A 21670-nucleotide genomic window follows, 5' to 3' on the forward strand; every position below is an offset into this window, starting at 1 on the left:
GTCAGTACTTCAGCAGGTCTGCGTCGTCGACGGATACAGAACGCCGAGATCGGAAGATGATCATGATGATTGCCAAGCCGACGACTACTTCGGCCGCAGCTACCACCATCGTGAAGAAGGCGAAGATCTGGCCGTCCAGATTGCCGTGCATGCGCGCGAAGGTCACGAATGCCAGGTTCGCGGCGTTGAGCATCAATTCGATACACATGAACACCACGATGGCGTTGCGTCGCAGGAGGACTCCCGCAGCCCCGATGGTGAACAACAGGACCGACAGATACAGGTAATTCTCGGGATTCATCGCGCAGACTCCTCACCGGTACTCGGATCCGGGGAACGCGGAGTGAGGGCGCTGCTGACGGAGAGCGTCGAGAACGTCCCGTCGGGCAACAGTGCCGGCATGTCCACTGCGTTGTGACGTGCGTACACGCCGGGACTGGGGAGGGGAGTGGCCGAGCCCTTGTCGGGATTGCTCTCATCGCTGCCCAGGTACGCGAATCGTTGCTGCGAGAGTTCGCGTTGGCTGAGTGTGGCTCCGATCTTCTCCCGATGCGCGAGCATCATTGCGCCAAGTGTCGCCGTGATCAGCATTGCGCCGGTCAGTTCGAAGGCCCAGACGTAGCGGATGAAGATGAGATCGGCGAGAGCGTCGATGTTGCCCTGGTCGAGTCCGGTGAATCCGGTGAAGCCCGAGATCGACGCATTTCCGAGTCCGCCGATGAGGAGCAGTCCGAATCCGACACCGATCACGATCGCGCTGACGCGTTGTCCCCGTAGCGTTTCGACCAAGGAGTCCGAAGAATCCACGCCGACCAGCATCAGGACGAACAGGAACAACATCATCACTGCGCCGGTATAGACGACGATCTGGACGACACCCAGGAACAGTGCGCCCTGCACGATGTAGAAGACGGCCAGGATGATCATCGTCATTGCAAGGAAGAGCGCAGAGTAGACGGCCTTGGGGGCGGCGACCACACCCAAAGCGCTGATCACCGCAAGGGTTCCGAGGATCCAGAACTGCACCGCCTCGCCGGTGGAGGTCGATGTCATCGTTCCCTCCGCCAGGATCGTGGTCGTGACCGCCGCGATCATTTCTCGGTCTCCGGGTTCGGCTCTTGCTCGGGTACTGCCTGTTCGGGAGCTGCTGTGATGTCGCCGCGGTAGTAGTCGTCCTGAGTTGTGCCGGGACGCAGCGCGTGTGGTGGCGCTGCCATGTCGGGTTTCAGGGGCGCGAGAAGGCGGTCCTTCTCGTAGATCAATCCGGCTCGGTTGTCGTCGGTCATCTCGTACTCGTTGGTCATGGTGAGAGCCCGAGTGGGGCAAGCCTCGACGCAGAGGCCACAGCCGATGCACCGCAGGTAGTTGATCTGATACACCCGCCCGTAACGCTCGCCGGGGGAGAACCGTTCTTCTTCGGTGTTGTCAGCACCCTCGACATAGATCGCGTCGGCGGGGCAGGCCCAGGCACACAGTTCGCAACCGATGCACTTCTCGAGTCCGTCTGCATACCGGTTGAGTTGATGGCGACCGTGGTATCCGGGCGCGGTGGGCCGCTTCTCCTCCGGATAGAACTCGGTCTCGGGTTTCTTGAACATTGTCGAGAGCGTCACTCCGAAACCCGCGATAGGTCCGAGGAAATCAGGCATGGGAGTCCTCCGATGTGTCGGAAACATCTGTCCGCCGCGGCGGTGGCACGTTCTGACCCGGTAGTTTTCGGGTCGGCAGCGTTTGACCAGGTAGGGGTGGAACCGGGAAGCCGCCCGACATCGCATCGAAAGGCCGGGTCCCCGAATCGGGCACCAACGCGGCGGTTCGGCGTCGGCTGCGGTAAGTCCCGGCCAACACGATCAGGAGCGCAGCTCCGAGAACCAGTGCGACGCAGAGAAGTACGACCCAGGTGTTGTAACCCTCGTTGCGGAAGGCACGAACAGTCGCGATCACCATCACCCATACCAAAGCTGCGGGGATCAGAACCTTCCAGCCGAGATTCATGAACTGGTCGTAGCGCAATCGAGGAAGCGTGCTGCGCAACCAGATGAAGACGAAGAGGAAGCCCCACACCTTGGCGACAAACCACAGCACCGGCCACCAACCGGAATTGGCGCCGTCCCACAGGTTGAACGGGAACGGTGCGTGCCACCCGCCCAGGAACAGTGTCGTGGCCAGAGCGGACACCGTCACCATGTTCACGTACTCGGCCAGCATGAACATCGCGAACTTGAGTGAGGAGTACTCGGTGTGGAACCCACCCACCAGTTCACCCTCGGCCTCGGGAAGGTCGAAGGGAGCCCTGTTGGTTTCGCCGACCATGGCTGTCACGTAGATCAAGAAGGACGGCAGGAGGAGAAAGACGTACCAGGCACCTTGTTGGGCGCTGACGATGCCGGACGTGGACATCGTGCCGGCGTAGAGGAAGACTGCGGCGAAGGACAGCCCCATTGCTACTTCGTAGGAGATGACCTGCGCGGTCGATCGAAGTGCGCCCAGTAGTGGATACGTCGATCCGGACGACCAGCCGGCAAGCACGATCCCGTACACACCGATTGAAGTTACGGCGAGGATGTAGAGAACTCCGACCGGCAGATCGGTCAGTTGCAGGGGTGAAAGGGTTCCGAAGATCGAGACCTGCGGACCGAACGGGATGACGGCAAAGGCCATGAACGCGGGCACGACTGCGATGACGGGCGCGAGGAGATAAATCGGTTTGTCGGCGCCGGTCGGTGTGATGCCCTCCTTGAGGGCGAGCTTGATTCCGTCAGCGAGACTCTGGAGCATTCCACGGGGGCCGACGCGGTTCGGTCCGACACGCATCTGCATGCGTGCCATGACCTTTCGTTCCGCGTAAATTGCCACCAGCGGTGTGAGTACGAGGAACACGAAAATGGCGAGAGCCTTGCCGATCACCAACCACCACGGGTCGTGCCCGAACGCCGACAGGTCGACCGGAGCTGACACGGTCCCGTACTCGTGGGTGGTCATTGCGCTCCCGCCTTCGCAATCTTCACCACGGAACCCGCGGTAACGCAGAGCGTTTCGTAGATCGTGCTACCCGGTGAATTGAGCGGGAGCCAGACTGTTCGAGGCGGGAGTTCGGTGATCTCCAACGGTAATGTGATGGAACCGGATTCAGTCGACACCGCAACGTGATCGCCGTTGTCGGCGCCGATCTCGGCAGCGGTCTCGGCAGACAAACGCACGAGTGGGAGCCGTGCCGTACCCGCCAGGTTGGGCTCGCCGTCTTGCAATCGGCCGTTGTCGAGCAGCATTCGCCAGCTCGACAACACTGCCTCGCCCAGTGCCGGTGTGGGCATGGTGCCTGACGGCACCTGAGGCGAGATGGGGCGCGATCCGGACCACGCGCCGAGGCGGTGTATCTCCGAGCGTGCGGAATCTGCGTCGGGTAGGCCCAGATCGATGCCCATCTCGGCTGCGATCGCGTGAAGGACGCGCTGATCCGGCATCACTCCTGTCGTTCTCAATGCGGTGTCGAACACGCGCTCGCGGCCTTCCCAATCGAGGAAGGTTCCGGGCTTCTCGGCGACCGGTGCCACCGGGAAGACGACGTCGGCGAGTTCGGTGACTCCGCTGTGACGGATCTCCAAACTCACCACGAAACCTGCTGCTTCGATCGCGGCCCTTGCCTTCGCCGGGTTCGGGAGATCACTCAATTCGACGCCGCCGACAAGAAGGGCAGCAGTCGTCTGCCCCGGATCCAGCAGACTCGCGGCGTCGCGCCCGTCGGATGCCGGGATGGAGGCCCCCCACACTGATTCCACCTCCTGACGTGCTGCCGGGTCCGCAACGGGGCGTCCGCCGGGAAGCAATCCCGGTAGTGCGCCGGCCTCGACGGCGCCGCGATCACCAGCGCGGCGTGGGACCCAAGCCAAACAAGCTCCTGTCGCTTCGGCGAGACGTACCGCCGCGGCGAAGCCGCCCGCCACCTCACTGAGTCGTTCGCCCAACAGGATCACTGCACCGGGCTGCCGGAGGAGCTGGCCCTCCTCATTTCCAGGGCGAGCCAACGAATCCATCAGAGCTGCTTCACTTCCGGGTACGGTCCGAAGCAAAGAGCCGCCCATCTTCTGCAGGCCGCGCGTAGCGAATGGCGCGCTGGAGAGCACCGTCGTCTTGCCGAAACGTGCGGCTTTGCGTAGCCGCAGGAAGATGATCGGTGACTCCTCCTCGGGCTCGAGAGCTACCAGCAATGCGGTCGGGGCCGACTCGAGGTCCTGGTACGTCACCGCCTCTTCGAGTGTGCGGCCGGCGACGTGTGCTGAGAGGAAACCTGCCTCTTCGGCTGAGTGAGCACGGATTCGGAAGTCGATGTTGTTGGTAGCGAGAGCAACTCGCGCGAACTTGCCGTAGGCGTAGGCGTCCTCCAAGGTAGAGCGTCCGCCGACGAGTACGCCTGCGTCACCGCGGGCCTGCGCGAAGGATCGCGCAACGAGGTCGAGTGCCATGGGCCACGACGCCGGAATCAATTCGCCGTCAGCGTTGCGGATCAGGGGAGTGGTGATCCGATCACCTTGGGTCGTGTACGTGAATGCGAAACGGCCCTTGTCGCAGTTCCATTCCTCGTTGACTGCGGGGTCGTCCCCGGCGAGACGGCGGAGAACCTTTCCGCGACGGTGGTCCGTGCGCTGAGCACATCCGTCGGCGCAGTGTTCACACACGCTGGGGCTGGACACCAGATCGAACGGTCGCGCCCGGAATCGGTATGCCGTACTGGTAAGCGCGCCGACCGGGCACACCTGGATGGTGTTGCCCGAGAAGTAGGACTCGAAGGGCTCGTTGGCGTAGATCCCGACCTGTTGAAGCGCGCCACGCTCGAGGAGATCGATGAACGGGTCGCCGGCGATCTGGCCCGAAAACCGCGTGCATCTGGCGCAGAGGACGCAACGCTCGCGGTCGAGGAGGATTTCGGACGAGAGTGGGATGGGCTTGGGATAGGTCCTTTTCTCCTCACCGAACCGGGATTCGGTGCGACCGGTCGACATCGCCTGGTTTTGAAGCGGACACTCGCCACCCTTGTCGCACACGGGGCAGTCCAGAGGGTGGTTGATGAGCAGGAGTTCCATCACCCCGCGCTGCGCCTTCTCCGCCACCGGTGACGTGAGCTGTGTGGTGACGACCATTCCGTCCGCAACCGGTGTCGTGCAGGACGCCACCGGCTTGCGTTGACCTTCGACCTCCACGATGCACTGTCGGCACGCCCCGACCGGGTCCAGAAGAGGATGATCGCAGAACCGCGGAATCTGTGTGCCGATCATCTCTGCAGCGCGAATGATCAACGTGCCCTTGGGTACCTGGAGTTCCCGGCCGTCGATGGTGAGGGTGACGAGATCAATCGGCGGTGCCGCATCGGTTCCAGTGGTGGCGTCGGCTGCAGTCATGAGACGAACGCTCCTGTCGCGAGAACGGACCGGCGAGGATCGAACGGGCATCCGTTGCCGTCGAAATGCGCTACGTATTCCTCGCGGAAGTACTTCAGGGAGGACATGATCGGGCTGGTCGCTCCGTCGCCCAACGCGCAGAAGGATTTTCCGAGGATGGTGTCCGAGATGTCGAGAAGTTTGGTGAGATCAGCTTCAGTACCTGTTCCGCCTTCGAGTCGCCGCAGGATCTGCACCAGCCAGTACGTGCCTTCGCGGCACGGCGTGCATTTACCGCAAGATTCGTGGGCGTAGAACTCGGTCCACCGCAGCACCGCGCGCACGATGCAGGTTGTGTCGTCGAATATCTGCAGTGCCTTGGTGCCGAGCATCGATCCCGCCGCGCCGACACCCTCGTAGTCGAGTGGGACATCGAGATGTTCGTCGGTGAAGATCGGAGTCGAGGATCCGCCGGGAGTCCAGAACTTGAGGGTGTGCCCGGTGCGAACGCCGCCCGCGTAATCGAGAAGTTCTCGCAACGTGATGCCGAGCGGCGCCTCGTACTGGCCGGGAGTGGTGACATGACCAGAGAGCGAGTACAACGTGAACCCCGGCGACTTCTCGCTTCCCATCGACCGGAACCACTCCGGGCCGCCCAGGACGATCGACGGCACACTCGCGATGGACTCGACGTTGTTGACGACGGTCGGGCAGGCGTAGAGGCCGGCGACGGCGGGGAATGGCGGCCGCAGTCGAGGCTGACCGCGTCGTCCCTCCAACGAATCGAGGAGGGCTGTCTCCTCACCACAGATGTACGCGCCTGCCCCGGCGTGCACGACGAGATCCAAGTCGTATCCCGAATCGAGGATGTTTCGGCCCAGGTATCCGGCCGCGTAGGCCTCGGCCACAGCGGTCTGCAGACGTCGCAGGACCGGGACCACCTCGCCCCGGACGTAGATGAACGCCTTGGCCGCTCGAATTGCATACGCCGCGATGATGACTCCCTCGACCAACGTGTGTGGGGTCGCCATCATCAACGGCATGTCCTTGCATGTGCCCGGTTCGGACTCGTCGGCATTGACGACGAGATAGTGGGGCTTGCCGTCTCCTGGCTTGTCTTCGGTGCTCTGTGGGATGAAACTCCACTTGAGGCCCGTCGGGAAACCGGCGCCACCGCGCCCACGAAGGCCCGCGTCCTTGACCGTTTCGATCACGGCGTCTGGGGACATGGCTAGCGCTTTGCGTAGGGCTTGGTAGCCGTCGTGACGAAGGTAGCTGTCGAGAGTCCACGAGTTCGGTTGATCCCAGTAGCGACTCAGGACGGGGGCGAGTGTCATGTCACTTCCCTTCGCCGGGAGCGTCGGCTGCTGAGGCCGAGCCGGGTGGGTTGTCGTCGTGAGATCGGCTGATACGCAGTCCGGCAAGAGTTGCCCCGCCGATTGTTTGTGCTTCGGCTGCTTCGATTCGCGTATCCGGGAACCCGGCCAAGGTGCGTGCGGTCTGTCGGAACGAACACAGTGTGGCACCGCGACTGGGTGTCACGCGCTCTCCGGCGCGGAGCGCATCGACGAGTGAGCGCGCCGATTCCGGAGTCTGGTTGTCGAAGAACTCCCAGTTGATCATCATGACGGGGGCGTAGTCGCACGCCGCATTGCACTCGATGTGTTCGAGGGTGATCTTGCCGTCGGACGTCGAGATGGAGTGTCCGCCTTCGTCTCTGGAGCCTGCTGACCCGAGATGCTCTTCGAGTGCTGCGAGGATGTCGTCTCCGCCCATGATCGCGCACAGCGTGTTGGTGCAGACTCCGACCAGATACTCACCCGTCGGACCACGGCGATACATCGAGTAGAAGGTGGAAACGGCGGCAATCTCGGCGCCGGTCAAACCCAGCTTGGCACTGCAGAAATCGATCCCGGCCGGGGTGATGTACCCGTCCTCGGACTGCACGAGATGAAGGAGCGGCAGGAGGGCTGATCGACTGGTGGTCGCCGCGGCGTCAGGCTCACGGTAACGAGCGATGACGGTTTCGGCATCGGCGTCGAGTCGGGCGAGTACGTCAGGCGGATAACTCGATCGTGCGCCAGGGCGTACCAGTTGCGTGGGATCGTCCGGGCGCGGCCCGAGTTCGATGAACACCCGTGACGAGCCGTTCGGGCCGGTCATCGGTCCACTCCGCCCATGACGGGATCGATACTGGCAACCGAGGCGATCACGTCGGACACCATGCCTCCCTCGCACATCGCCGCTACCGCTTGAAGGTTGGTGAATGACGGATCCCGGAAATGGACGCGGTACGGCCGGGTTCCCCCGTCGCTGACCATGTGCACACCCAACTCGCCACGCGGGGACTCGACGGCGACGTACACCTGGCCGGGCGGCACGCGGATTCCTTCGGTGACCAGTTTGAAATGGTGAATCAGACCCTCCATGGACGACTCCATGATCTTGGCGATGTGCTTCTGCGAATTGCCGAGGCCATCCGGTCCGACAGCGAGATCGGCAGGCCAGGCGATCTTCTTGTCGTCCACCATGACCGGCCCCGGTTGCAGTTTGTCGAGGCACTGCTCGACGATCTTGAGGGACTCCTTCATCTCCTCGACACGGATGACGTACCTTCCGTAGCAATCGGATCCGTCGTGCGTCACGACGTCGAACTCGTAGTTCTCGTAGCCGCAGTAGGGCTGCGCTCGACGCTGATCGTGGGGGAGACCCGTGGCGCGTAGGACCGGCCCCGTCACGCCGAGCGCCATGCAGCCGGTGAGATCGAGATATCCGATTCCCTGGGTGCGGGCTTTCCAGATGGAGTTGTCGCTGAGCATCAGTTCGACGTCACGCAACCGTTTCGGTAGGACCTTCAACAGTTCTCGTACCTTCGCGACCGACCCGTCGGGTAGATCCTGAGCGAGACCACCAGGCCTGATGTAGGCGTGATTCATCCGCAGTCCGGTGATCGTCTCGAACACGTCCAGAATCAATTCGCGTTCGCGGAATCCGAACAGCATCGCCGTCACGGCGCCCAGTTCCATTCCACCGGTTGCCAGGGCGACAAGGTGCGACGAGATTCGATTGAGCTCCATCATCATCACGCGAATGACGGTGGCTCGCTCGGGAATGTCGTCGGTGATGCCGAGAAGTTTTTCGACTCCGAGGCAGTACGCGGTTTCGTTGAAGAACGGTGACAGGTAGTCCATTCGAGTAACGAAAGTGACGCCCTGCGTCCAGTTCCGGTATTCGAGATTCTTTTCGATTCCGGTGTGCAGGTAGCCGATTCCACACCGAGCTTCCACGACTGTCTCACCCTCGATTTCGAGAATGAGGCGCAAGACGCCGTGAGTGGACGGATGCTGCGGGCCCATGTTGACCACGATCCGTTCGGCCTCGCCGGTTCGCTGGCGAGCGGCCGCGGTGACGATGTCGTTCCAGTCCTGACCCGATGCTGTGACGACGGTTTCCGTCGTGGCACCGGAGTTGCTTCCTGTCGTCTCGTTCATCAGTTGTACGACCTACGCTCGTCGGGTGGAGGAGTCTGGGCGCCCTTGTACTCGACCGGGATACCGCCGAGCGGATAGTCCTTGCGCTGTGGGTGGCCCTTCCAGTCGTCGGGCATCTCGATACGGGTCAGGGCCGGGTGACCGTCGAAGACGATCCCGAAGAAGTCGTAGGTCTCACGCTCGTGCCAATCGTTGGTGGGGTATATCCCGACGATGGACGGAATATGTGGATCGGTGTCCGGCACGGACACTTCCAGTCTGATCCGGCGGTTGTGCGTGATCGAAGCAAATGGATATGCGGCGTGGAGCTCGCGACCGGTGTCCTGCGGATAGTGGACTCCATCGACACCCAGGCAAAGTTCGAAGCGCAGTTCCGATTCGTCGCGCAGTCTGCGCGCGACCTGCGGGAGGTGAGACCGTTCGACATGCAGCGTCATCTCGTCTCGAAAGATCACTACCCGCTCGATTGCATCGGTGAAAGTGCTGCCCGCGCTGCGCAATGCGGCATCCAAGGAGTCTGCAACTTCGTCGAAGTATCCACCGAACGGTCGAGAGGCCTTGTCCTCTACTGAGATCGGCGGGGCGAGCCGGCTGTAGCCCGAGGTGTCACCACTGCCGCGGACCCCGAACATCCCCCTCGATCCGTTGTTGCCCGCGGTCATCGCAGAAGCCCCTTCATGTCGATGGTGGGGGTGGATGCCAGTGCGGCGCGCTCGGCTGCCGCGCGTGCCTCTTCGCGGTTCACGCCGAGGGGCATCTCCTGGATCTTTCGGTGCAGTTCGATGATCGCGTTCAGGAGCATCTCCGGCCGCGGCGGACAGCCGGGCAAGTAGATGTCGACCGGCACGATGTGGTCGACGCCCTGTACCACTGCGTAGTTGTTGAACATACCGCCGGACGACGCACACACACCCATGGCCAGAACCCATTTCGGCTCGGCCATCTGGTCGTAGACCTGACGAAGTACCGGCCCCATCTTTTGACTGACCCGCCCGGCCACGATCAGAAGGTCTGCCTGTCGCGGCGACGCGCGGAATGCCTCCATGCCGAACCGCGCCAGGTCGAAGCGACCTGACGTGGTTGCCATCATCTCGATCGCGCAGCACGCGAGCCCGAAGGTGGCAGGCCACAGTGATCCTTTGCGGGCATACCCTGCCAGGCCCTCGACAGTGGTCAGTAGAAATCCGCTGGGGAGCTTTTCTTCGAGACCCATATCCGACTCTTTTCAGTCGTAACAGCTGCGGTGTGACCGGTTTTGTCTGACGTATGTGTGCTGTACCTGTGTCCGCTGGCCTAGTCCCAACCGAGACCGCCTCGTCGCCATTCGTATGCGTATGCCACCGAGACGTTGCCTATGAAAAGGCCCATCGCCGCGAGGCCGAACAAGCCGAGCGAATCGAAATGCACCGCCCACGGGTAGAGGAAAACGATCTCGATGTCGAAGATGATGAACAGCATTGCCGTCAGATAGAACTTGACGGGAAACCGCCCGCCACCGGCGGTACGGGGTGCCGGTTCGATTCCGCATTCGTAGGCTTCGAGTTTCGCCCTGTTGTACCGCTTCGGGCCGACCACGGACGCGAGAACAACCGACACCACAGCGAAGGCCATCGCGATGACCCCGAGGACGAGAATGGGGATGTAAGCGTTCATGTCACCCGAACTCCTCTCCGCTGTGCGGATGTCCGCCCAGCCCGAAGGTGCCGTTCGATTTCGATACTGCCAGCAATTCGATACTTATGTGACCTGCGACACCCACACTAGGGGAGGCCTCCGACATTGGGTTCGTTTTCGGGGTGCCGAGTTTCGCTCTCGAAAGTCCGAAGTAGTCGGCGCCGCAACGAATCACCGCTGCAACGGGTGCTCACCGGCTCAGTTGTCGACGCAGAAGCGCGATGACGGTGGAAGCAAGTTCGATCGGATCTATCGGCTGCGGCACTGAGGCTTCCGCTCTCGACCACGACGCCAGCCACGCATCGTCGGGTCGACCGGTCAGTACGAGGATCGGTGGACAGTCGGCGATCTCGTCCTTGAGTTGTTTCGCGACGCCCATGCCGCCCGCCGGACTCGCCTCGCCGTCGAGAATGGCGAGGTCGATTCCGCCGGCATCGAGCTTGGCTACGACGATCGGTGCCGTCGCGACCTCGATGTAGTCGATGGTGGGCATCGACGGATGTGGGCGCTCTCCGAGAGCGAGCCGAACTTGCTCGCGCGTGTGTGCGTCGTCGCTGTAGACGAGGATGCGCACGGGTGCCATGGAGTTGGGCTCTGCGGTCTCGGCGGACACGCGGCCGACGTTACTCCGGGCGGTCCCCGGCTACCGGCGAATCTTCAACATCGGCAGGGACTTCCGCGAAAACACAGCTCGGCTTCACGGCAAACGGCCCCTACCCGGCGATGAACGCCGGAAGTAAGGGCCGCCTGAATTGCGTGTGCGCTCAGAAGTTTTCGACGAACTTCGTCAGGCCCTTGCTCGCTGTTTCCAGCGCCGTCTTCTGTGCCTTCTTCACCAGGAAGCCCGGCAGCGGGATCTTGGGATCGATGGTCAGTTCGAAGGTGACTTTGGTTCCACCGTCGGTGGGAGTCAAGACGTACGAGCCGTCCTGCTGGTTCTGCTGACCGCTCTCCACGAGGGTCCAGGTCACCTTCTCGTCGCCCTCGAAGGTGTAGTCGACTACCTGCTCGTCGTTGATTCCCAGAATGGACACGGCCATGCGAACGCGATGGGGGCGACCGTCGTCGTGGGTGCTCTCGATGGTGATCTTCTTGTGTGCAGACGACCACTCCGGCAGCCGATCGACGGCTGCTACGGCCTTCATCACCGTTTCCGGATCAGCCTTGATCTCGAATTCCTTGACGCCCGAAACGGCCATGAACGTGCTCCTTCTCGCCTTGCGGCAACGGTTCGTGATTACTGCAGTTGCGCAATTAGATCATTCGGTGATCGGGTTGGCGTCGAGCTAGTCCATGCCGTTCTTGCGCATCTGGTCCCGCAATGCGCCCTGGACGGCTTGTGAAACCCACGAGTTGAGGGAGACTCCGTTCTGATTGGCGGCCTCCTCGGCGCGGGCTTTGATCTGTTCCATCATCCTCAACGTCACCCGGCTGATATCTCCGCTGACGTCGTCGAACGAGTAGGTTGAGTCCTTCTTCTCGTCGTCTGCCTTCTCGTTTGCACCTTCGCCGCCGGTCGAGTTCGGCGGGCGAACAATGTCGACCAGTAATTCGCTTCCGTCGAGATTCACCTTGACCTCTCGGTCGCCCAGCTTCGCCCCGATCTCCTTGGCCAGTTCCGTCGCCGCGGCCAACAAGACCAGGCGGACCGAGGGTTCGATGGCGGCGGACAACGACGCCGCAATCCGGCGCGTGTGATCGTCGCCGAGTTCGGCTGCAGTGGCGAGGTCGTTCTGCAGCTTTGCGGTGTACTCCGAAATGTCCATGACACCACAGTGGCGTCAAAAGTGACGTCAGTCAAGGATGTGATGACGTCACTCGGTATCGAGAGCGGTCGACCGCTATAGAGTTGCCCAGCACCTGAGGCGAACGGCGCCCGGGTTTCGTGCTGGTCGTTTCGTGCTTGTCGAGGAGTGGGTTGTGCCGAACACGGTGTCACTGAAAGTGCAGTTGGTGGCGAAGTCCGAGTTCTTCCCGCCCGAGGACATTCCGTGGGAGACGGACGCGGATGGTGGCGAAGCGCTGGTCGAGTTCTCCGGTCGAGCCTGCTACCAGAGTTGGTCCAAGCCGAATCCGCGAACCGCAACCAACGCCGGCTATCTGAGGCATCTGCTCGAGGTCGGACACGTTTCGGTGCTCGAGCATGCGACAGTGAGCTTCTACATCACCGGTATCTCGCGCTCGTGCACTCACGAATTGATTCGTCACCGGCACTTCTCGTACTCGCAACTCTCGCAGCGATTCGTCCGTGAGAACGATGCAAACGTCGTCGTGCCTCCTGCTGTCGAAGGTGATCCCGAGCTCGAAGCACTGTTTCTGAATGCCACCGACGAAAGCCGTCGCGCTTACGGGGAACTGCTGACTGCCCTCGAAGGGAAACTGCAATCGGTGCCCGGTGCCCCGATGCGGGGCAAGCAAGCCAGGCAGGCTGCGCGCTCGGTGCTGCCCAACGCCACCGAGACGCGCTTGGTCGTGACCGGGAACTATCGGGCCTGGCGGCACTTCGTCGAGATGCGTGCCACCGAACATGCGGATGTCGAGATCCGGCGAGTCGCGGTCGAGTGCCTGCGTCAGCTTCGTGATGTCGCGCCAAATGTGTTCGGGGACTACGAGATTCTTCGCGGAAGCGACGGATCGGAAATTGCCGTCAGCGCATTTGCGGCCGAGTCGTGACTCGTGTGCAGAAGTAAGAGCTGAACCGGGTAACCTTCTGACCATGACCTACGGTGATTCCGCTTCTCTTGTCGAGCGTCCGTTCGGCACCATTTCCGTTGCGATGGTGACCCCGTTCACTGCCGACGGGAAGTTGGACGTCGACGCGGGAGTGCGCCTCGCAGCCCATCTCGTCGACAACGGCTGTGACGGCCTCGTTCTTGCCGGTACCACCGGTGAATCTCCCACCACCACCGAGTCCGAGAAGCTCGACCTGCTCCGCGCAGTGATCGACGCCGTCGGTAACCGCGCGAAGATCGTTGCAGGCGCCGGCAGCAACGACACCGCTCACAGCGTCGAACTCGCACGTGACGCGGCTCGCGCCGGAGCGCACGGTCTGCTCGTCGTCACCCCGTATTACTCACGTCCGCCCCAGGCCGGACTGTTTGCACACTTCACCGCCGTCGCCAACGCGACCGACCTGCCCGTCATGTTGTACGACATTCCGCCCCGCTCCGTCGTTCCCATCGAGACCGAGACGATCCGCCGACTCGCCGAGCACCCGCGAATCAAGGCCGTCAAGGACGCCAAGGGCGACCTCAACGCCGGCGCAGAGTTGATCGGCACCACCGAGCTTCAGTTCTTCTCCGGCGACGACCCGCTGAATCTGCCGTGGCTCGCTGTCGGCGCCACCGGCTTCGTCAGCGTCATCGGCCATCTTGTTCCGGGTCGTCTCCGTGACCTTCACACCGCGTTCGTGTCCGGCGACATCGCTCGCGCACGCGAGATAAACCTCAGTTTGATCCCTGTGATTCGTTCCGTTGCCCGCCTCGGCGGTGTCAGCGCTTCGAAGGCGGGTCTGCGACTCATCGGAATCGATGTCGGAGAACCACGCCTTCCGCAGGTTGCACCCACTAAAGAGCAGATCGACGGTCTTGCCGCCGATCTGCATGCGGCAGGAGTTTTGTAAATGACCCGTCCCCCCCGACGTCGTAGTGCCAGTCGTCAAGCCGGTCCGCCTTCGCCTCCGGCTCCCGAAACGGCCGCAAAGGCCGCACCGGTAGAGGCACCAGCTGCGCCGGCGGCAGAAGCGGCCCCCGCCGCAGCCGCCCCGGCCAAGAAGGCCGCAGCAACCAAATCTGCAGCAACCAAGTCCGCTGCCACCAAATCTGCTGCACCCAAGAAGTCGACCGAAGAGAGGTCGCCGCGCAAATCTTCCGGCGGTAACCGACCGGCAGCATCGAAGTCGGGCAACGGGCGCGGAAACAAGCGCCCCGAGAACCGTCCGGCCGTCGATCCCACGGGTCGCCTCGGAACACCCCCGAAGGCGCCGGCATCGGGTCTGCGCATCGTCGCGCTGGGCGGCATCGGCGAAATCGGTCGCAACATGACGGTGTTCGAGCACCGTGGCAAGTTGCTGATCGTCGACTGCGGTGTGCTGTTCCCCGAGGACCAGCAGCCTGGCGTCGACCTGATCCTCCCGGACTTCCGCTACATCGAAGACCGTATGGACGACGTCGAAGCCGTCATCTTGACTCACGGACACGAGGACCACATCGGTGCTCTGCCGTTCTTGCTGCGTCTGCGCGCGGACATTCCGGTCATCGGCGCGAAGTTCACTCTCGCTCTCGTTGCCGCCAAGTGCCGCGAGCATCGCCTGCGTCCGAACCTGGTCGAGGTCGTCGAGGGAAACACCACCACCCATGGCCCGTTCGACTGCGAGTACTTCGCGGTCAACCACTCGATTCCCGACGCTCTCGCGATCGCGATTCGCACCGACGCCGGCGTCGTACTGCACACCGGTGACATCAAGCTCGATCAGCTGCCTCTCGACGGCCGCCTGACCGACCTCGCCGGATTCTCCCGCCTGGGCGACGAGGGCGTCGACCTGTTCCTCGTCGACTCGACGAACGCCGAGGTTCCGGGATTCGTCACACCCGAGCGCGAAATCGGGGGAGTGCTCGACAATGTCATCGGCAAGGCGAAGCAGCGCGTCATCGTGGCATCGTTCGCCAGCCATGTGCATCGCATCCAGCAGGTCGTCGACGTAGCCGCTCGGTACAACCGCCGCATCGTCTTCGTCGGCCGCTCGATGGTCCGCAACATGCAGATCGCCCAGGATCTGGGCTACCTGACGGTGCCCGACGGCCTCGTCGTAGACATCGACACCGCCGCCACCCTTCCCGACGATCGCCTGGTGCTCATTTCGACGGGTTCGCAGGGTGAGCCGTTGGCAGCGCTCTCGCGGATGGCGCGCGGCGAACACCGTCAGATCAACATCCGCGCCAACGACCTTGTCGTTCTCGCGTCTTCGCTGATCCCGGGCAACGAGAACTCCGTTTTTGCCGTGGTCAACGGTTTGGCCAAGCGCGGTGCCACCGTCGTGACCCAGCAGAGCGCCAAGGTTCACGTCTCGGGCCACGCGTCCGCCGGTGAGTTGCTCTACCTGTACAACGCGGTTCGGCCCACCAATGCCATGCCCGTCCACGGTGAATGGCGGCACCTGCGTGCCAACGCCGCGCTGGCAAAGGCAACCGGCGTGCCGGAAGAGCGCATCGTATTGGCCGAGGACGGCGTCGTGGTCGACATGGTGGACGGCCTCGCCGAGATCGTCGGACGCGTACCGGTCGGACACGTCTACGTCGACGGTCTGTCCGTCGGCGACGTCGGTGAGCCGACGCTGTCCGATCGCCTCGTGCTCGGTGAGGGCGGCTTCATCGCGATCACCATCGTCATCAACGAGTCGACGGGCCGTGCGGTCAGCACCCCCGAGGTGTCCGGTCGCGGCTTCTCCGACGATCCGACAGCGCTCAAGGCTGCCGCGGATCTCGTGGAATCGGACCTGGCCCGGTTGGCGAGCGAAGGCGTCATCGACGCTCATCGCATCGCGCAGTCGGTGCGCCGCGTCGTCGGACGTTGGGTCGCGGACAAGTACCGCCGCCGTCCGATGATCATTCCGACGGTCATCGCGGTTCCGTAGATTCGGCACAGCAGGTCGCTTCCGCTCGAACCCGGTCCGGTTCGAGTACTTTGGCGAAGGTGACCTTCGCTCATGACGAACGACTCGCCCTGGTGGACAGCATGGTCGAATTCGGCCCCGATGCTCCGACACTGTGTGGGGAGTGGACCAATCGTGACCTGGCAGCACATCTGATAGTCCGGGAGCGGCGTCTCGACGCCGCTCCCGGAATCATGTTGAGCCCTCTTGCCGGTCACACCGAGAGCGTGCGTAAGGCCGCAGCGGCGCGTCCGTGGGAGGAGATCCTCGACGACGTTCGGAGTGGGCCGCCTCGGTGGTCGCCGATGTACTGGCTCGACGCGCAGGTGAATACCACGGAAATGTTCGTCCACCACGAAGATGTACGACGCGCACATCTGAACTGGGCGCCGCGTCCGTTGTCGGAGGGTCGGCAGGCTCAGCTGTGGAAGTCCGCCCGGCAGATCGGCAAGATGGGTTACCGCAAAGCCGCTGTCGAGGTCATTTTCGAACTTCCGTCCGGCGAGAGTGCGGTCGTCCACAAATCCGGCTCTCGCAGTGTTGTCCTGCAGGGTGAACCCGCCGAGTTGCTGCTGCACGCTTTCGGTCGCAACGAGGTGAAGATCGAAGCCAAAGGTGAACTGGCCGACGTTCAATCCGTGATGGCGCTCGATCGCAGTTTCTGATGGCCCCCTTCTGCCGGAGCCGAGCTCGACAGACGGGTTGTGAAGATCACGTTTCGCACTCGCCACCAGTGTTGCTGGTGTTGCGGATGGTCCAGATGGGGTCGCACAGACTAGCCTGAACTCCATGGCAGGTAAGTCGAGCGCCCGGGGATCCAGTACAAGCACGTCTACGTCCAGGGCATCGACCAGGTCGTCAGCCTCTACTCCGAGCGCGCGCGCAACCGCAAAACCTCGTGCCTCGCGCACCACGCGAACCGTATCGACTCCTCGAAATGTCACGACTTCGGCCAGGGCTGGTGGGCGCCCCGCGTCGGGCAAAGGCTCCAAGCCGGCGCCCAAGAAGGCGTCCGGTACGTCGTCGGCCGCGCGCCGCCCGGTATCGAAAACCTCTCAGCGGGCCAGCCCGTTGGCCGCTGTGGGCAAGGGAATCGGAGCCGGGTGGTCCCTGGCTGCCCGCGGCGTCGGCGCCACCACACGCACCGTCAGTAAGGTCGGCGAGATCGAAGCCGGCCACCGCCGCGACGGAATAGCGCTCGGCCTGATCGCATTCAGCGTCGTCATCGCCGGTGGCGTCTGGTTCAAGGCCGGTGGTCCGATCGGCGGCGGCATCGACACCCTCGTGCGGGCGATCTTCGGCGCGGCCTCGGCCGTGCTCCCCATCGTCGGCGTCGGCCTCGCGATCCTGTTGATGCGCACCGAACCGAAACCTGAGATCCGGCCCCGACTGATCATGGGATCCTTGCTGGTCGGTCTGCCGGCGCTCGGCCTCTGGCACATCATCTCGGGTTCACCGACAGACGCCACCGGTCGCTCCAACGGCGCAGGGTTTGTCGGATACGTCGTGGGCGGCCCGCTCACCAACGGGCTCACCGTCTGGCTGTCTGCGCCGCTGCTGGTCATCGCCGCCGGATTCGGAATCCTCCTTCTGACCGGAACGACTCTGCGTGAGGTGCCGAGCAAGTTCCAGTCCTTCTTCGGCGCCTCGTATCGCTCGGATGAATACGGCGACTACGGATCCGAATTCGACGAGGACGGTGAGCACCACTACGGCGAATCTGCTTACGATCCTTCACTGTTCGACGCCGACGGCTACCCGGTCGACACCTACGCCGAGCCGCCGCTCAAGCCCGCCAAGCGGACCAGCCGACGCGCACCGATCGACAACTACCCGACGGACGAGTTCGAATCCGGAGACAAGAAGACCGAAGTCCTCGGTCTGTGGAACGCCGACGACACCGCAGTACCCGACGAGCCCGTCGCGGCTGCGGCAGCGCCCGTCGTGGAGACGCCGGCACCGCGCCCCAAGGTGCCTGCGCGTTCGGTCCCCATCGCCAAGCCCGTGCCGAAACCCGAACCGGAGCCGGAGGAGAAGGAACACTTCGTCACCGATCGGGTCACCGACGGCGACTACAACCTCCCGCCGACGACGTTGCTGATCGAGGGAGACCCGCCCAAGCTCCGCAGTTCTGCGAACGACGCGATGATCGAGGCGATCAGCGAAGTCCTCGAACAGTTCAAGATCGATGCCGCTGTTACCGGTTTCACCCGCGGACCGACGGTGACGCGCTACGAGGTCGAACTCGGCCCAGGCGTGAAGGTCGAGAAGATCACCGCGCTCGCCCGCAACATCGCGTACGCCGTGGCAACCGACAACGTCCGCCTCCTGGCCCCCATTCCGGGTAAGTCCGCGGTGGGTATCGAGGTACCGAACTCCGACCGCGAAATGGTCCGCCTCGCCGACGTTTTGAACGCGCCGAGCACCCGACGCGATCACCATCCGCTGGTGATCGGTCTGGGTAAGGACATCGAAGGTGACTTCGTCAGTGCGAACCTCGCGAAGATGCCCCACCTTCTGGTGGCAGGCTCGACCGGCTCGGGTAAGTCGAGCTTCGTGAACTCGATGCTCGTCTCGTTGCTCACCCGAGCAACGCCGGAAGAAGTACGGATGATCCTCATCGACCCCAAGATGGTCGAGCTCACGCCGTACGAAGGTATCCCGCACCTGATCACGCCGATCATCACTCAGCCGAAGAAGGCAGCGGCAGCGCTGGCCTGGTTGGTCGAGGAGATGGAACAGCGCTACCAGGACATGCAGGCCAACCGGGTGCGTCATATCGACGACTTCAACTCCAAGGTCAAGTCCGGCGAAATCACCGCCCCGCTGGGCAGCGAGCGCGTCTACCGTCCGTACCCCTACATCCTCGCGATCGTGGACGAGCTGGCAGACCTCATGATGACCGCGCCGCGCGACGTCGAAGAAGCAATCGTCCGCATCACGCAGAAAGCCCGTGCTGCCGGTATCCACCTGGTGCTGGCAACGCAGCGCCCGTCCGTCGACGTCGTCACCGGCCTGATCAAGACCAACGTGCCTTCGCGTCTGGCGTTCGCGACGTCTTCACTGACGGACTCGCGAGTCATCCTCGATCAGCCCGGCGCCGAGAAGCTCATCGGTATGGGTGACGGCCTGTTCCTGCCCATGGGCGCGGGTAAGCCGACCCGTATGCAGGGCGCGTTCATCACCGACGAGGAAATCTCGGCGGTTGTCGACTTCGCGAAAAACCAGGCCGAGCCCGAGTACACCGAAGGTGTCACCGCACAGAAGGCAGGGGAGAAGAAAGACGTCGACCCCGACATCGGCGACGACATGGATGTCCTCCTGCAGGCCGTGGAATTGGTCATCACGAGTCAATTCGGTTCGACGTCGATGTTGCAGCGCAAGCTACGAGTCGGGTTCGCCAAGGCCGGCAGACTGATGGACCTCATGGAAAACCGCGGCGTCGTCGGACCCAGCGAGGGCTCGAAGGCACGCGAGGTGCTCATGAAGCCCGAGGAGCTCGACGGTCTGCTGTGGTCGATACGCGGCGGCGACCCGGATGAGGCACCTGCAGACGAGTAGGGACACCTCGGCGGAGAAGCCGTCGACAGACGACCGGAGGAACCCGTGCATGTGACGCCGTTGGCTTGGGGAATCACGATCGTGGTGATCCTCGGCCTGTTCGTCTTCGACTTCTTCGCCCACGTCCGCACTCCGCATGCGCCGACCTTCCGGGAGTCCGCATTCTGGTCGACGGTCTACATTTCGATCGCCATCGTCTTCGGCCTCGTCGTGATGTGGATCTGGGGCACCACGTACGGCGGTGAGTACTTCGCCGGCTACGTCACGGAGAAGGCGCTCTCGGTCGACAATCTGTTCGTCTTCGTGATCATCATGTCGACGTTCGCCGTCCCGCGAGAGTTCCAGCAGAAAGTCCTGCTGATCGGTATCGTCCTCGCATTGGTGATGCGCGGAATCTTCATCGGAGTCGGTGCGGCCGCCATCAATGCGTACAGCTGGGTGTTCTACCTCTTCGGTGCGTTCCTGATCTACACCGCGTACACCCTGATCCGCGATCACGGGCATGAGAAGGAAGCCGAGGAGAAGCGCGACAGTCGCATCATCTCACTCGTGAAGCGGGTGCTGCCGACAACCGAGGAATACGACGGGGACAAACTGATCACCCGGATCGACGGCAAGCGCGTCGTGACACCGTTGTTGTTGGCGCTCATCGCAATCGGGTTTGCCGACGTGCTCTTCGCGCTCGATTCGATTCCGGCGATCTACGGTCTGACCCAGGAACCGTATCTGGTGTTCACCGCCAACGCCTTCGCGCTGATGGGTCTACGGCAGCTGTACTTCCTGATCGGTGGGTTGCTCGAACGGCTGGTCTATCTCTCGTACGGGCTCTCGATAATCCTGGCGTTCATCGGTGTGAAATTGGTACTTCACGCGTTGCACGAGAACACCCTCTCGTTCGTCAACGGAGGTGAACACGTCTCCGTCCCGGAAATCTCCACGGCACTCTCACTCGGAGTGATCATCGGAGTATTGGCGGTGACGACGGTCGCGAGCCTGTTGAAGACTCGCGACCGGGCGGGGGAGTAAGCCGGGGCCGGGGCTCTCAGGCGCTGAACTGACCCAACACCGGAACCCACTCGGTGATCCGGACCTTCTCGATCAAATCGGCGATCGCGAACGGATCGTGGGTGAAGAGGAGGGAAACGGTGTCGGCGTCTGCGGCGTCGACGATGATCAGCGCGCCGTTTCCATCTGCAAACGGGCCGGATGACAAGACGATCGAGCGGGAAACCAGATCCGCGAGCCACGCGCGGTGATCGCTACGGACTTCGTCGCGCTGAGCGATCTTCTCGGGCGCGTAGGTGTATTCGACGAGGAACAACGACATCGTGAACCGCTTTCGGGGCTGGTGATCGAGAGGGTGGTGTGTGAAGAGTCTGAACGGTTCAGAGAGTCAGGAGCATGCGAGTATTGCCGAGTGTGTTGGGTTTCACATAGCTCAGATCGAGGAACTCGGCGACGCCGGCGTCGTAGGACCGACACATTTCCGCATAGACCTCGGCGGTGACGGGGGTGCCGTCGATCTCCGCGAATCCGTGACGGTGGAAGAACTCGGTCTCGAACGTCAAAACGAACAACCGTTCCAACTCCAATTCCTTGGCGACCTCGATGAGTTTGTCGACGACGTGGAAACCTGCGCCCTGGCCTTTGGCAGTCGGATCGACTGCGACGGTGCGGATCTCACCCAGGTCCGCCCACAGCACATGCAGTGCGCCGCAAGCGATTACCTGGTCACCTCGCTCGGCGACCCAGAACTCCTGGACTGCCTCGTACAGCGTCACGAGATTCTTCTCGAGGAGGATCTTGCCGGCGTAGATGTCGATCAGACGCTTGATTTCGGGGATGTCCGACGTTCGCGCGCGACGCACGATCAACTGGCTCTCGGTATAGGTCGGCGCGGTCGAAGTCATGTGGTGCAC

The 21670-nt window shown here is 62.8% G+C and carries 21 protein-coding genes and 1 pseudogene; 6 read left to right on the forward strand and 16 right to left on the reverse strand.

Annotated elements, in window-relative coordinates; genetic code table 11:
* Window position 1 precedes the first annotated feature (1 nt).
* The 14 genes and pseudogenes from nuoK to P0M12_RS25535 all read right to left on the reverse strand — a co-directional run bounded on the left by nuoK (window position 2) and on the right by P0M12_RS25535 (window position 12306).
* A complete protein-coding gene (gene nuoK, locus P0M12_RS25470) occupies window positions 2-301 on the reverse strand; it encodes an NADH-quinone oxidoreductase subunit NuoK (RefSeq protein ID WP_003942238.1) in 300 nt (99 codons plus the stop codon).
* Entirely contained in the window at window positions 298-1095 is a 798-nt protein-coding gene (locus P0M12_RS25475) for an NADH-quinone oxidoreductase subunit J (protein WP_047271440.1), read from the reverse strand. The genes nuoK and P0M12_RS25475 overlap by 4 nt, the downstream gene beginning before the upstream one ends.
* The gene (gene nuoI / locus P0M12_RS25480) at window positions 1092-1649 is read right to left on the reverse strand and encodes an NADH-quinone oxidoreductase subunit NuoI (RefSeq protein ID WP_003942192.1); all 558 of its coding nucleotides are present in this window, start codon (window positions 1647-1649) and stop codon (window positions 1092-1094) included. The genes P0M12_RS25475 and nuoI overlap by 4 nt, the downstream gene beginning before the upstream one ends.
* Window positions 1642-2982, reverse strand: coding sequence for an NADH-quinone oxidoreductase subunit NuoH (nuoH, locus tag P0M12_RS25485; RefSeq protein ID WP_047271442.1), 1341 nt, complete (start codon window positions 2980-2982; stop codon window positions 1642-1644). Before nuoH ends, nuoI begins: the two co-directional genes overlap by 8 nt.
* Window positions 2979-5396 carry an NADH-quinone oxidoreductase subunit G gene (locus P0M12_RS25490; protein ID WP_277377032.1) on the reverse strand — a complete coding sequence of 806 codons (2418 nt, stop codon included), beginning with the start codon at window positions 5394-5396 and terminating at the stop codon, window positions 2979-2981. Before P0M12_RS25490 ends, nuoH begins: the two co-directional genes overlap by 4 nt.
* Window positions 5393-6712, reverse strand: a complete 1320-nt coding sequence (gene nuoF, locus P0M12_RS25495; RefSeq protein WP_047271446.1) for an NADH-quinone oxidoreductase subunit NuoF — start codon at window positions 6710-6712, stop codon at window positions 5393-5395. Before nuoF ends, P0M12_RS25490 begins: the two co-directional genes overlap by 4 nt.
* 1 nt (window position 6713) lies before the next feature.
* Window positions 6714-7538, reverse strand: a complete 825-nt coding sequence (nuoE, locus tag P0M12_RS25500) for an NADH-quinone oxidoreductase subunit NuoE (protein ID WP_277377033.1) — start codon at window positions 7536-7538, stop codon at window positions 6714-6716.
* Complete coding sequence (gene nuoD / locus P0M12_RS25505) at window positions 7535-8866, reverse strand: NADH dehydrogenase (quinone) subunit D (RefSeq protein ID WP_277377034.1); 1332 nt, start codon at window positions 8864-8866, stop codon at window positions 7535-7537. The genes nuoE and nuoD overlap by 4 nt, the downstream gene beginning before the upstream one ends.
* Window positions 8866-9504: pseudogene (locus P0M12_RS25510) on the reverse strand (NADH-quinone oxidoreductase subunit C); the annotation flags it as partial. The gene nuoD and the pseudogene P0M12_RS25510, both read right to left, overlap by 1 nt.
* Before the next feature lie 20 nt (window positions 9505-9524).
* Window positions 9525-10079: an NADH-quinone oxidoreductase subunit B gene (locus P0M12_RS25515; RefSeq protein ID WP_003942234.1), complete on the reverse strand. Its 555-nt coding sequence runs from the start codon at window positions 10077-10079 to the stop codon at window positions 9525-9527.
* An 80-nt stretch (window positions 10080-10159) separates the two neighbouring features.
* Window positions 10160-10519 (reverse strand): NADH-quinone oxidoreductase subunit A, encoded by a 360-nt coding sequence (locus P0M12_RS25520; RefSeq protein WP_277377035.1) that lies wholly within the window; start codon window positions 10517-10519, stop codon window positions 10160-10162.
* Window positions 10520-10730: 211 nt separating this feature from the next.
* A complete protein-coding gene (locus P0M12_RS25525) occupies window positions 10731-11123 on the reverse strand; it encodes a response regulator transcription factor (RefSeq protein ID WP_042450864.1) in 393 nt (130 codons plus the stop codon).
* A gap of 181 nt (window positions 11124-11304) precedes the next feature.
* Window positions 11305-11739: an SRPBCC family protein gene (locus P0M12_RS25530; RefSeq protein ID WP_003942203.1), complete on the reverse strand. Its 435-nt coding sequence runs from the start codon at window positions 11737-11739 to the stop codon at window positions 11305-11307.
* An 87-nt stretch (window positions 11740-11826) separates the two neighbouring features.
* Window positions 11827-12306 carry a toxin-antitoxin system HicB family antitoxin gene (locus P0M12_RS25535; protein ID WP_277377036.1) on the reverse strand — a complete coding sequence of 160 codons (480 nt, stop codon included), beginning with the start codon at window positions 12304-12306 and terminating at the stop codon, window positions 11827-11829.
* 154 nt (window positions 12307-12460) lie between these two features.
* On the opposite strand from P0M12_RS25535, the gene thyX reads away from it, so the two are divergent.
* The 6 genes from thyX (at window position 12461) to P0M12_RS25565 (ending at window position 20777) form a co-directional block, all read left to right on the forward strand.
* Window positions 12461-13213 carry an FAD-dependent thymidylate synthase gene (gene thyX / locus P0M12_RS25540; protein ID WP_003942250.1) on the forward strand — a complete coding sequence of 251 codons (753 nt, stop codon included), beginning with the start codon at window positions 12461-12463 and terminating at the stop codon, window positions 13211-13213.
* Between the two features lie 43 nt (window positions 13214-13256).
* Window positions 13257-14162 carry a 4-hydroxy-tetrahydrodipicolinate synthase gene (gene dapA, locus P0M12_RS25545; RefSeq protein ID WP_003942142.1) on the forward strand — a complete coding sequence of 302 codons (906 nt, stop codon included), beginning with the start codon at window positions 13257-13259 and terminating at the stop codon, window positions 14160-14162.
* Window positions 14163-16172 carry a ribonuclease J gene (locus tag P0M12_RS25550; RefSeq protein ID WP_277377037.1) on the forward strand — a complete coding sequence of 670 codons (2010 nt, stop codon included), beginning with the start codon at window positions 14163-14165 and terminating at the stop codon, window positions 16170-16172.
* 59 nt (window positions 16173-16231) lie between these two features.
* Window positions 16232-16855, forward strand: a complete 624-nt coding sequence (locus P0M12_RS25555) for a TIGR03085 family metal-binding protein (RefSeq protein WP_277377038.1) — start codon at window positions 16232-16234, stop codon at window positions 16853-16855.
* A gap of 124 nt (window positions 16856-16979) precedes the next feature.
* Window positions 16980-19751: a DNA translocase FtsK gene (locus P0M12_RS25560; RefSeq protein WP_030535561.1), complete on the forward strand. Its 2772-nt coding sequence runs from the start codon at window positions 16980-16982 to the stop codon at window positions 19749-19751.
* Window positions 19752-19796: 45 nt separating this feature from the next.
* Window positions 19797-20777: a TerC family protein gene (locus P0M12_RS25565; RefSeq protein WP_019748181.1), complete on the forward strand. Its 981-nt coding sequence runs from the start codon at window positions 19797-19799 to the stop codon at window positions 20775-20777.
* A 16-nt stretch (window positions 20778-20793) separates the two neighbouring features.
* Here P0M12_RS25565 and P0M12_RS25570 read toward each other — a convergent pair whose 3' ends face one another.
* Together P0M12_RS25570 and P0M12_RS25575 are read right to left on the reverse strand one after the other, a co-directional pair.
* Entirely contained in the window at window positions 20794-21078 is a 285-nt protein-coding gene (locus P0M12_RS25570) for a YciI family protein (RefSeq protein ID WP_058226271.1), read from the reverse strand.
* A gap of 58 nt (window positions 21079-21136) precedes the next feature.
* On the reverse strand, window positions 21137-21661 hold the full coding sequence (locus P0M12_RS25575; RefSeq protein ID WP_019748183.1) for an amino-acid N-acetyltransferase: 525 nt from the start codon (window positions 21659-21661) through the stop codon (window positions 21137-21139).
* Window positions 21662-21670: the final 9 nt, after the last annotated feature.

It is taken from the genome of Rhodococcus sp. RCBS9 (assembly GCF_029457415.1).
GTDB classification, from domain to species: domain Bacteria; phylum Actinomycetota; class Actinomycetes; order Mycobacteriales; family Mycobacteriaceae; genus Rhodococcus_F; species Rhodococcus_F qingshengii.

What these genes read in the sequence shown, in the direction of transcription:
- P0M12_RS25575 (WP_019748183.1), bottom strand. Translation starts at nt 21,661, where the DNA reads ATGACTTCGACCGCGCCGACCTATACCGAGAGCCAGTTGATCGTGCGT.
- nuoH (WP_047271442.1), bottom strand. Translation starts at nt 2,982, where the DNA reads ATGACCACCCACGAGTACGGGACCGTGTCAGCTCCGGTCGACCTGTCG.
- P0M12_RS25490 (WP_277377032.1), bottom strand. Translation starts at nt 5,396, where the DNA reads ATGACTGCAGCCGACGCCACCACTGGAACCGATGCGGCACCGCCGATT.
- P0M12_RS25550 (WP_277377037.1), top strand. Translation starts at nt 14,163, where the DNA reads ATGACCCGTCCCCCCCGACGTCGTAGTGCCAGTCGTCAAGCCGGTCCG.
- dapA (WP_003942142.1), top strand. Translation starts at nt 13,257, where the DNA reads ATGACCTACGGTGATTCCGCTTCTCTTGTCGAGCGTCCGTTCGGCACC.
- nuoF (WP_047271446.1), bottom strand. Translation starts at nt 6,712, where the DNA reads ATGACACTCGCCCCCGTCCTGAGTCGCTACTGGGATCAACCGAACTCG.
- P0M12_RS25515 (WP_003942234.1), bottom strand. Translation starts at nt 10,079, where the DNA reads ATGGGTCTCGAAGAAAAGCTCCCCAGCGGATTTCTACTGACCACTGTC.
- nuoI (WP_003942192.1), bottom strand. Translation starts at nt 1,649, where the DNA reads ATGCCTGATTTCCTCGGACCTATCGCGGGTTTCGGAGTGACGCTCTCG.
- P0M12_RS25530 (WP_003942203.1), bottom strand. Translation starts at nt 11,739, where the DNA reads ATGGCCGTTTCGGGCGTCAAGGAATTCGAGATCAAGGCTGATCCGGAA.
- P0M12_RS25475 (WP_047271440.1), bottom strand. Translation starts at nt 1,095, where the DNA reads ATGATCGCGGCGGTCACGACCACGATCCTGGCGGAGGGAACGATGACA.
- nuoE (WP_277377033.1), bottom strand. Translation starts at nt 7,538, where the DNA reads ATGACCGGCCCGAACGGCTCGTCACGGGTGTTCATCGAACTCGGGCCG.
- P0M12_RS25560 (WP_030535561.1), top strand. Translation starts at nt 16,980, where the DNA reads ATGGCAGGTAAGTCGAGCGCCCGGGGATCCAGTACAAGCACGTCTACG.
- P0M12_RS25570 (WP_058226271.1), bottom strand. Translation starts at nt 21,078, where the DNA reads ATGTCGTTGTTCCTCGTCGAATACACCTACGCGCCCGAGAAGATCGCT.
- P0M12_RS25520 (WP_277377035.1), bottom strand. Translation starts at nt 10,519, where the DNA reads ATGAACGCTTACATCCCCATTCTCGTCCTCGGGGTCATCGCGATGGCC.
- P0M12_RS25525 (WP_042450864.1), bottom strand. Translation starts at nt 11,123, where the DNA reads ATGGCACCCGTGCGCATCCTCGTCTACAGCGACGACGCACACACGCGC.
- P0M12_RS25535 (WP_277377036.1), bottom strand. Translation starts at nt 12,306, where the DNA reads ATGGACATTTCGGAGTACACCGCAAAGCTGCAGAACGACCTCGCCACT.
- nuoD (WP_277377034.1), bottom strand. Translation starts at nt 8,866, where the DNA reads ATGAACGAGACGACAGGAAGCAACTCCGGTGCCACGACGGAAACCGTC.
- nuoK (WP_003942238.1), bottom strand. Translation starts at nt 301, where the DNA reads ATGAATCCCGAGAATTACCTGTATCTGTCGGTCCTGTTGTTCACCATC.